Annotated in this window: 11 protein-coding genes; 8 read left to right on the top strand and 3 right to left on the bottom strand. The window is 63.8% G+C overall.

What is annotated here, in order from left to right; translation table 11 throughout:
- Both DEU37_RS13595 and DEU37_RS13590 read left to right on the top strand, forming a co-directional pair.
- The coding region (locus DEU37_RS13595; RefSeq protein WP_220699852.1) for an InlB B-repeat-containing protein at positions 1-2,180 on the top strand (2,180 nt) is incomplete at its 5' end.
- Between the two features lie 300 nt (positions 2,181-2,480).
- Entirely contained in the window at positions 2,481-3,638 is a 1,158-nt protein-coding gene (locus DEU37_RS13590) for a sensor histidine kinase (RefSeq protein WP_147424883.1), read from the top strand.
- 18 nt (positions 3,639-3,656) lie between these two features.
- Here the strand turns inward: DEU37_RS13590 and DEU37_RS13585 are convergent, their stop codons facing one another.
- Positions 3,657-4,271 carry a response regulator transcription factor gene (locus DEU37_RS13585; protein ID WP_121191155.1) on the bottom strand — a complete coding sequence of 205 codons (615 nt, stop codon included), beginning with the start codon at positions 4,269-4,271 and terminating at the stop codon, positions 3,657-3,659.
- 624 nt (positions 4,272-4,895) lie between these two features.
- Between DEU37_RS13585 and DEU37_RS14770 the strand changes: the two genes are divergently transcribed.
- Genes DEU37_RS14770 through DEU37_RS13570 form a run of 3 tightly spaced genes read left to right on the top strand, consistent with a single transcriptional unit; the run spans position 4,896 to position 6,747 of the window.
- Entirely contained in the window at positions 4,896-5,624 is a 729-nt protein-coding gene (locus tag DEU37_RS14770) for a sensor histidine kinase (RefSeq protein WP_147424882.1), read from the top strand.
- Positions 5,608-6,054, top strand: coding sequence for a hypothetical protein (locus DEU37_RS13575; protein ID WP_121191153.1), 447 nt, complete (start codon positions 5,608-5,610; stop codon positions 6,052-6,054). The genes DEU37_RS14770 and DEU37_RS13575 overlap by 17 nt, the downstream gene beginning before the upstream one ends.
- Before the next feature lie 24 nt (positions 6,055-6,078).
- Complete coding sequence (locus DEU37_RS13570; RefSeq protein ID WP_121191152.1) at positions 6,079-6,747, top strand: response regulator transcription factor; 669 nt, start codon at positions 6,079-6,081, stop codon at positions 6,745-6,747.
- Between the two features lie 92 nt (positions 6,748-6,839).
- Here the strand turns inward: DEU37_RS13570 and DEU37_RS13565 are convergent, their stop codons facing one another.
- Positions 6,840-7,187 (bottom strand): hypothetical protein, encoded by a 348-nt coding sequence (locus tag DEU37_RS13565; protein ID WP_121191151.1) that lies wholly within the window; start codon positions 7,185-7,187, stop codon positions 6,840-6,842.
- Positions 7,188-7,637: 450 nt separating this feature from the next.
- Between DEU37_RS13565 and DEU37_RS13560 the strand changes: the two genes are divergently transcribed.
- The 3 genes from DEU37_RS13560 to DEU37_RS13555 all read left to right on the top strand — a co-directional run bounded on the left by DEU37_RS13560 (position 7,638) and on the right by DEU37_RS13555 (position 8,528).
- A complete protein-coding gene (locus DEU37_RS13560) occupies positions 7,638-7,850 on the top strand; it encodes an Rv0909 family putative TA system antitoxin (protein ID WP_121191150.1) in 213 nt (70 codons plus the stop codon).
- Between the two features lie 285 nt (positions 7,851-8,135).
- Positions 8,136-8,306 carry a hypothetical protein gene (locus tag DEU37_RS14905; RefSeq protein ID WP_183043691.1) on the top strand — a complete coding sequence of 57 codons (171 nt, stop codon included), beginning with the start codon at positions 8,136-8,138 and terminating at the stop codon, positions 8,304-8,306.
- Positions 8,307-8,318: 12 nt separating this feature from the next.
- Complete coding sequence (locus tag DEU37_RS13555; RefSeq protein ID WP_121191149.1) at positions 8,319-8,528, top strand: hypothetical protein; 210 nt, start codon at positions 8,319-8,321, stop codon at positions 8,526-8,528.
- 53 nt (positions 8,529-8,581) lie between these two features.
- Here DEU37_RS13555 and DEU37_RS14945 read toward each other — a convergent pair.
- A partial coding sequence (locus tag DEU37_RS14945; RefSeq protein ID WP_220699851.1) for a hypothetical protein occupies positions 8,582-8,866 on the bottom strand: 285 nt, incomplete at its 5' end.

The following is an 8,866-nucleotide window of genomic DNA, read 5'->3' as shown; positions in this document are numbered from 1 at the left end:
GGAACACGGCTGCGGATGGGTCGGGGACCGGGTTCGCTGATCGGGCGGAGTATGGGTTCAGCTCGTCGGTGACGTTGTTCGCGCAGTGGAAGCGGGTTGAGTACACGGTCACCTTTGATGCGAATGGTGGGGCGGGTTCGATGGCTGCGCAGGTCGGTTATGAGCCGACGTCGTTGACGGCGAATGTGTTCGCGCGTGCGGGGTATCGCTTCGCGGGGTGGAACACGGCCGCGAATGGGTCGGGCACCAGTTACGCCGATCGGGCGCAGTTCCCGTTCTCCTCCTCGGGGACGCTGTATGCGCAGTGGTCGGCGGAGCACACTGTCACGTTCGATGCGAACGGTGGTATCGGGTCGATGTCGGGTCAGGTTGAGGCCTTCCCGGCTCCGTTGAGTGCGAATGTGTTCACGCGTGAGGGGTATGAGTTCACGGGGTGGAACACGGCTGCGGATGGCACCGGCACCGCCTACCCCGATGGAGAGGTGTACTCGTTCTCCTCGTCGGTGACGTTGTTCGCGCAGTGGGCGCAGGTGGTCTATACGGTTGCCTTTGATGGCAACGGTGGCGTCGGCACGATGGACGACCAAGTAGCGGCGGGTCCGGCTGAACTGAGAGGGAACAGCTTCACCCGTGACGGGTATCGCTTCGCGGGGTGGAACACGGCTGCGGATGGGTCGGGCACCAGTTACGCCGATCGGGCGCAGTTCCCGTTCTCCTCCTCGGGGACGCTGTATGCGCAGTGGTCGGCGGAGCACACTGTCACGTTCGATGCGAACGGTGGTGTCGGGTCGATGTCGGGTCAGGTTGAGGCCTTCCCGGCTCCGTTGAGTGCGAATGTGTTCACGCGTGAGGGGTATGAGTTCACGGGGTGGAACACGGCTGCGGATGGCACCGGCACCGCCTACCCCGATGGAGAGGTGTACTCGTTCTCCTCGTCGGTGACGTTGTTCGCGCAGTGGGCGCAGGTGGTCTATACGGTTGCCTTTGATGGCAACGGTGGCGTCGGCACGATGGACGACCAAGTAGCGGCGGGTCCGGCTGAACTGAGAGGGAACAGCTTCACCCGTGACGGGTATCGCTTCGCGGGGTGGAACACGGCCGCGGATGGGTCGGGCACCAGTTACGCCGATCGGGCGCAGTTCCCGTTCTCCTCCTCGGGGACGCTGTATGCGCAGTGGTCGGCGGAGCACACTGTCACGTTCGATGCGAACGGTGGGATCGGGTCGATGGATCCGCAGGCTGATATCGAGCCAGGCGCGCTCGAGGCGAACCAGTTCACGCGAGGCGGATACACCTTTACCGGATGGAATACTGCCGCAAATGGGTCAGGAGCTGCGTACGCAGATCGTGCCCAGTTCCCGTTCTCCTTCTCAGCAACACTGTTCGCGCAGTGGAAGCGCGTCGAATACACGGTCACGTTCGAGGCGAACGGTGGAGGTGGTTCGATGATGACCCAGAGCGGGTTTGAACCGACTCCGTTGACGGCGAACGCGTTCGACCGCAGTGGCTTCGCATTCGCGGGCTGGAACACCGCCGCGGACGGTTCGGGCGCTGGCTATGCGGACCGGGCTCGGTTCCACTTCTCCGCTTCGTTGACGCTGCATGCGCAGTGGGCCGCCGAGCATACGGTCACCTTCGACAGCAACGGCGGTGCGGGCGACATGGAGCCGCAGGTCTCCGCGTTCCCGGCTCCGCTATCGAGCAGTGAGTTCAGTCGTGAGGGGTACGTCTTCGCGGGGTGGAACACCGCAGCTGATGGATCTGGTATCTCCTATCCGGAAGCAGCTCAGTTCCCGTTCTCCTCCTCTGTCACCCTCTACGCGCAGTGGTCGGCAGAACACACCGTCACCTTCGACCCGAACGGTGGCACCGGGATCATGAGTCCGCAAACAGGCAGCACGCCGGGGCAGCTGAACGGGAACGCCTTCACGCGAGACGGCTACACCTTCACCGGGTGGAACACCAAGGCCGATGGGACCGGCGCAGCCTACGAAGCTGGCGCGGTCTACTCATTCGGCGATGACGTGACGTTGTTTGCTCAGTGGAAGGCGAATGGCATCCTCCCTGTTCTTCCCGCAACGGGAGGTTTTGTCATGGCCTCTCTCCTGGCCTTCGGCTTCGGCTTGGTGAGCATCATCGGAGGCGTCACCCTTCGCCGGCGGCGCAGGCAGGAGCCCTAATCCTCGGCTAAGAGGCGCCCTTGACGGCCCCACCGCGAAGTCTGACGACCTCTCGGTGGGGCCCTCATGCGTTCCCCAGCCCGCGCCGCGTGGGCTCAGGCGGATTGCTCCACTTTCGTTGACACTGTCTGGTTGTCGAGCGAGGCGCTTACGCTAGCCGACCTAAGTTGGTGAGCGAGGCCTCGTACTGCTCCGGGGTTGGCCCCCACAACGACTTCGGACTCCCACAGTCGACGCCTCCTCCGCGGAGCTACGGGGTGGGTCGGACCTTGGGTGGTCCCCACCCCGTAGACTCGCCGGGTGAGCAGAGGAGCCGGCAGTCGAGCGCGCGTCGTGGCTCTCGTAGTCGGATCTCTGATCATCGGATCGCTCCTGTACATCTCGGAGGAGTCGTGGCGCTCGGGTGCGCCGTGGCAATACATTGCGGTGAGTCTGGGCGCAGTTCTCAGTGCGTTCCTCCTCATCTTCGTTGAGAGAACCTGGGCGCGCGTCCTGCTCATCATCATGACCGCGATATCTCCCGTCGCTGTTCCCGCTCTGTGGGTCGCCTTGTTCGTCCGCGGCAGCGACCGCGGATCCGCACGGCTCTTCTGGACAGTCTGCGCAGCATGGGCGGCCGGCGCTGTGCAGACCGCGTTGTACTCCACCCGCATCGACGGTGCCGTTATCGGCGGGGTTACTGCTCGCCAGTTCCTCTTTCTCGGGCTGAGCTTCACGCTGGCCGCCATACTGGGTGCTGCGTTGGGTGAGCTGCGCGCACGGCAGCGCCGCATTGACGACCTCGTCGCCCAGGTACAAATGAAGCAGCGTGACGAAGCTGTCGCTACCCGCCAGCGTGAACGACTGCAGCTCGGGCGCGATCTGCACGACACGCTCGGCGCCGACACGACGGTACTCAATCTCTACTCGCGTGCACTGCTCGGTGAGGGACCGCTCACGGCACAAGAAAGGGCAGTCGCCGTCACGCACCTTGCCGAAGCGGCGCAGGCGATGTCGGCGGAGTTGCGGCACACCATCAACAGGCTGGTGGCGGGAAGTGAGAGCAACACCGACATCATCGATCCCGCCGTACTCCTCACCACTTACCGGGACGCCTTCGCGCACCTGGGTTCGACACTGCACGCGCGCTGGCCTCCCCTCCCGGCCGCTGTGACGGAGGAGGTTCAGCAGGTATGCGGACTGTTCGCGAGGGAAGCGCTCACTAACGCCCTCAAGTACGCTGCGCCGGGGGACGTGTACCTGCGTATCGAGGCTTCGGACGAGGGCGGCGTTTCCGGCAGCGTCACGTCACCGATGCCGTCTCTGGTTGCCGATGATGTGCGTCGTCAAATCGATTCGACCAGCGTGGGTTTGCGCAGCCTACAAGCTCGAGCGGATTCCGTCGGAGGCCAGGTCCATGCCGGCCCTGATGGAGCCACATACGTGGTCACCCTGAGCGTGCCGCCTCTGCAGCACTGACCCCGCCGCGGGAGTTCGTCACCCGAGGGCGTCGCCCGACGTGCTTTGGGATGCAGAGACTTCATTCGCGAGCTGCACGCGGTTCTCTAATCCGAGCTTGGCCAGACAGCGAGATACGTACGTCTTGACGCTGTTGACACTCAAGTGCAACTCCTGCGCGACACCGTCGTTCGAGAGGCCCATCGCCACGGCCCGTGCCACTGACAGTTCTCGTGGTGTCAGCGCATCCAGGCGGGATGGCGGGGTTGCGGGGTCGTCCGCACGTTCTGTGCGAGAACCGATGATCGCTTTGCGGATGGTTTCGGCGCTTGCGGTTTTGGAGACGAACGCTGTGGATCCAATGTTGCGGGCGTGTTCGCTGAAGTCTTCGTTCAGGAGTGATGACATCAGTACGATCCGTAGGTCCGGAAACCGCTGCCGAATCGCGCGCGCGGCCACGATCCCGTTGACATGACGCATCCTCACGTCCATCAGAACCGCGTCAACGGGCATCGCCTCAAGCAGGCCGATGACTTCGCTGCCGTCGGCAGCCTCGCCCACGATGTCAAGTTCGGGAATCGAACGGAACAGCAGTCGTAGGCCCAGGCGAACGATCGGGTCGTCATCGACGATCAGCACCCGCGTGAGCGACATGACTTACCTCCATCGAGCGCTTCGGCTCATCACCACCAGTTATACGCATGATGCGCGTCCAGTGGGCTCTAAGGGGGATCGCCATCCTCGAAAGTTGATGTCCTCTTTAGTCGACTTTGCCTTCCGGCTGGCGATTGATCGATGGAGCTCGCTGGCACGCTGAACGGGAAAGGAAGTCATTACATGCGAAACGAGCCGAGTTGGGCACACAGCGCACGTCGCTACGCTGCCCGTTGGCGACCGGCGGCGACGTCTCAGCGTCATCGGGTACTGCATGCGGCGCTGCTATGCGGGGCGGGATCTTGCCTGGCCGTCGCGGAGGATCCGTGGGGGTGGTGGCCGGCGGTGGGGATCCTGCTCTGCGGCGCTGTCTACGTCGTCGACCCTCGGCCGCCTCTTGCCACGCTTGTGGTGGTTGCGCCCCTACTCGTCGCCGTCTCGGGGGTTATCCCCTTCGCGTGGTGTTCCACGTATCTTCTCGCATCCACTGGTAGGCGTGCGGCGCTGGTGATCTCCTCGATCACGTTCGTGCTCACGGGCATGGCTCTACCGCTTTCAATCGCGCACCGTGCAGCGGAGGTCATACCCAACGCGGGTACACACAGCTGGACTCTTCTCGCGGGCATGATCACTGCTCTCATCGTCGGGATTCTCGCCCGTCGGCAGGTTGCTGCTCGACGGGAGGTGTCGGGCTCATCGCCGGGCGTCGATGACCTCATTACTGTCCTCCATGACCAACTCGGTCATCGTCTCGCTTTGCTGAACATGTACGCGGCAACCCTGGCTCGGCGGGCACGGCTGACGGCTCCTGAACAAGAACAGGTTGTCGAGGCGATCCAGAGCAATGCTCAAGAGGCCGCACGAACTCTTGCCACACTGTTGACCGAAGGTCCCTGCAGTACGCTCACGCCGCTCGAGGACCTCGATCAGCTCCTCGCTGATTTTCGTCGCGCAGGCATCGCGGTCTACGAGCATCGCGGTGATGGAGTCGAGCAGCTCAACTTGGATGCGCTGACGTTCCTCTTTTGCTTCGCGCGCGAATGTCTCACCAACGCCGCCAAGCACGGCGCGGGCGGCTTCGTGTATTTGCATGCCGTGTACGCCCCGCACAGTCAGCGCCTCTTTGCTTCCTGCAGCTCGGCCCAGCCGCATGTTGCGGGGCCCATCGATCCGCCCTCATCCCGGCTGGGACTAGCAGCTCTGAAGGAGCAAGCCGAAATGTTGGGCGGTGATGTCGAGGCCCGCTCAGAAGGCGACCGCTTCCTCGTGCGCACTGTCGTGAAGGCACGGCCGGCAACTCATCGACACCACCGACACTCAGCGGAACGAGGGGATCATGTCTCACACCTTTAGCCGTCCCCTTCTCGACAGTCACCTCGAGGAGATCAAAACCACCAAGCTCACCGTCGCACGATGCGACAGCGCGTCGGATCCAACAGTCACGCACACTATTCTCGTCGGTCGGCCTGAGCGCGTCAGCCGACTCACCGTCCGCGTCGGCACCACGGTGTCCGTCTGCGAGGGAACCATCGACTGTGTGGTCGCCGTCACCTACGCTCTTGCGGGGCCACTCATGCCCTTCATGGCGTCGGAGGTCGACGGATTCGCAGAGGATGTTGCGCTCCCTCAAGCTCTGTGCCTCACGCGCCAGGTGGTCGCGGACATGTCCCGAATGATGCTGGGAGTCATGATCCTTCTGGAGGAAGTCCCAGCCGCACCTCCGACCATCGACGATGCCGCTTTACAGGACTGGTTCCCGCCATGTTCCCTGCTCCGACTGTGACCACCTCTAGACGGGAATCAAAGAATGGTGCCGAAACCCAATGGCAGGCCCCCGGAACGAGTGCTCATCGTTGACGATGACCCCATCGTGCGGTCCGCCCTACGGCTGGCTCTGTCGGGGCGCTCGATCATCATCGTGGGAGAGGCTCAGCACGGCGCCCAAGCGTTGCAGATGCTCGAGTCGGGCGTCGCGACGGACGTGATTCTCATGGACATCTGGACTCCGACAATCTCCGGCATCGCCGCGGCTGGACCGATCGGCAGCCGGTTCCCGCACCTGCGCATCATCCTGATGACCAACTTCCTCAGCAACGACCTGCTCCCACACATCGCCACCGCGGGGGTGCATGGCTGCCTCCTCAAGAGCGCCGGGATCGATGAGATGATCGCAGCTATCCACGGGGCTGAAAGTGCAGTGACGGCTGCTGAGCCACCGGTTGAGCTCAGTGTTCGTGAACGCCAGATCATCGCCCTCATCGGCCTCGGGAGTTCCAACAGGCGTATCGCTGAGACGCTTGAACTCACCGTGAGCACGGTCAAGACATACATCGCCCGCCTCTACACCAAACTCGGTGTCCATAACCGCGTTCAGCTCGTCCGCGCTGCCCGAGAGACGAACCGGGTCGGCGCGGGCGAGTTCACCCCAAGTTCAGACGGGCGCTTCGAGTCAGCCCAGGCCGCCTACGAAGGTTGACACCTCGTGCGCGCCCTGGGCGAGCCCGACGGGCTTCGGGCACCCTCGTTGCGGAGGATCAAATGCGCGTACTCACACCAGCTGGAGGAAGCTCACAAACCGGATCGCCGAACGATGAGAACACCCTTGTTCCGGTCCGTGGAGGCCTCATACACGTCCACCCAGACGACGCGTACTTCTGGCTCGTGCGGTGTGCTGCCCCGGACCTGATGTCGGTGGGCTTCGCGAATGCCTTCGTGAGGGGCCCCGTCGAATGCGCGGCCGATCTGCTTCGCGGCGACCCCCGCCTCTACATCGCCGCTGTCGTTCGCGACGGTGTTCCCGTCGACATCCTTCGAAGTCTGGGCGCGGCGAAAGCAACTCTGCTCGGGGATGCTCAGACCTTCGCGGGACGAATCGAGGCCGCCCGAAGTGACGGTGCGCAGTTCCTTGCCCAGCACGGTTCGGTAGCCAGGATGATGGTTGCCGCGTTTCCGGCGCTCCCCGTCGTAGTAGCTGCCCTACGGGACCGTGAAGACGTCGGGACGTTGGTGGAGGAGCTATATCGTGTATGCGCTGCGGCTGTCTGCCGGTCTTTGCTCTTTGCGCAGCTCACCAGCGATCACCCCGTGCCCGCGCGGCTGCGAAACGCATATGGCAGTTCGTTGAAAGCGCTCTTTGCGTTTGCCGGGCTGGATGACGTGCTGTGCCGAGCGATCGACGTGAGGACTGCGCACCAACCCGGGTACGGTCAGTGCTCGGCCGCTCTTGCATGAGGAGCCGAGCCGGCGGCCGACTATCTGGTACTGAAGTAGCTAGCCAGACGTCCCCCTATACATGGTCCGGGGTGCTGTCCCAGACTGGTCGCAGCGCGCCCGCGCCGAGTTGATCGACGAAGAGAGGGGACGGCCATGGGGCTGGACGACATCGTGAATCAGGGCAAGCAGTTTCTGGAGCAGCACAAGGAGAAGATCGACGAGGTGATCCACTCCGACAAAGCCGAGGAAGTCAGCGACAATGTCCTCAACGCGGCGGCGGATTTCGTGAAGAAGGTCGCGCCCGACCAGTTCGACGCGAAGGTCGACGAGGTGCGTGACCAGGTCGACGGCGCCATCGGCAACTGAGTTGATTGTTATGGTGCCAAGTTCTGAAGACGCGTGCCCTGCTCTCCAGGGGTAGAGAGACACGACGCTGATCGTGAAGTCAGCAACATTGCGACGCCCGTAAGGGTCAGGAGGGCCGCGGCGCTGATAGCCGCGGAATGAAAGCCCAACGTGACCGACGTTGCGGAGATGGCGATGGCACCCAGCGCGGCAGTGCCGAATCCGCCGCCACGATCGTACGCGATTTCCTCGAGTGCAGCGGCGCCACCGACCTCGTCCAGCCCGGCCGAGGGTACGGTGAGGCCGTTGGCTGCGGATGTGGTCTTCAGCACGTATAACACTCCCGCGCTCGGGACGAGTCTCGACGAGGGCCCGTTCCGCGACAGCAGACTCGCCGAGGGCTACCGGAAGGCGATGGCGACCAACTCGGTCGACACCGTCGTGACGACGGACATCGAGTCGTGGGCCCCGGCGTAGGGTGCGGCGACGATGTGGGTCGTCTCTCCCATCGGCGACGAGTCCGGCGACACCGGGGCGATGGCCCTGCAGATCCCCGTGTCGTGGATCAACGACGTCACCACCGGGTACCAGCAGTGGACGACCCAGGGTCTGGGCGACACCGGCGAGGTGTACCTCGCCGGCACGGGGCCGATGGGAGCTTCCGACCTCGACGGTGCCCCGCATGGGTCCAGCCCCTGAAGGTGCTGGACCCATGCGGGACGATGTCCGTCGGCGCGGCCGGCTGACCGGTCTCAGCGGTTGTTCTCGGTGTCCCGCGAGCGGCGGCTGTAGATCAGGGTCACCGCGCTAGCTGTGATCAAGAGCAGTGCTCCAGCCGCAAGAGGCAGCAACCGCGCCGCTTCGGCTCCTGTCTTTGCGAGGTAGTCCACGATCCCGGCGCTCCCGCCCGAGCCGTTCTCACCACTGCCGCCGCTCCCACCGGTCGTGATGGTGATGGTGTATCTGTGGGTGACATTTGGAGCGAAGCCGTTGGTCCCGGTTACCTCGAATGTGAACGTGCCTGCCGCGGTCGGGGT

This window comes from Microbacterium sp. AG790 (assembly GCF_003634765.1).
Lineage (GTDB): Bacteria > Actinomycetota > Actinomycetes > Actinomycetales > Microbacteriaceae > Microbacterium.
Note: the sequence above shows the minus strand (reverse complement) of the source record. Positions and strands in the feature narration are given on the sequence as shown.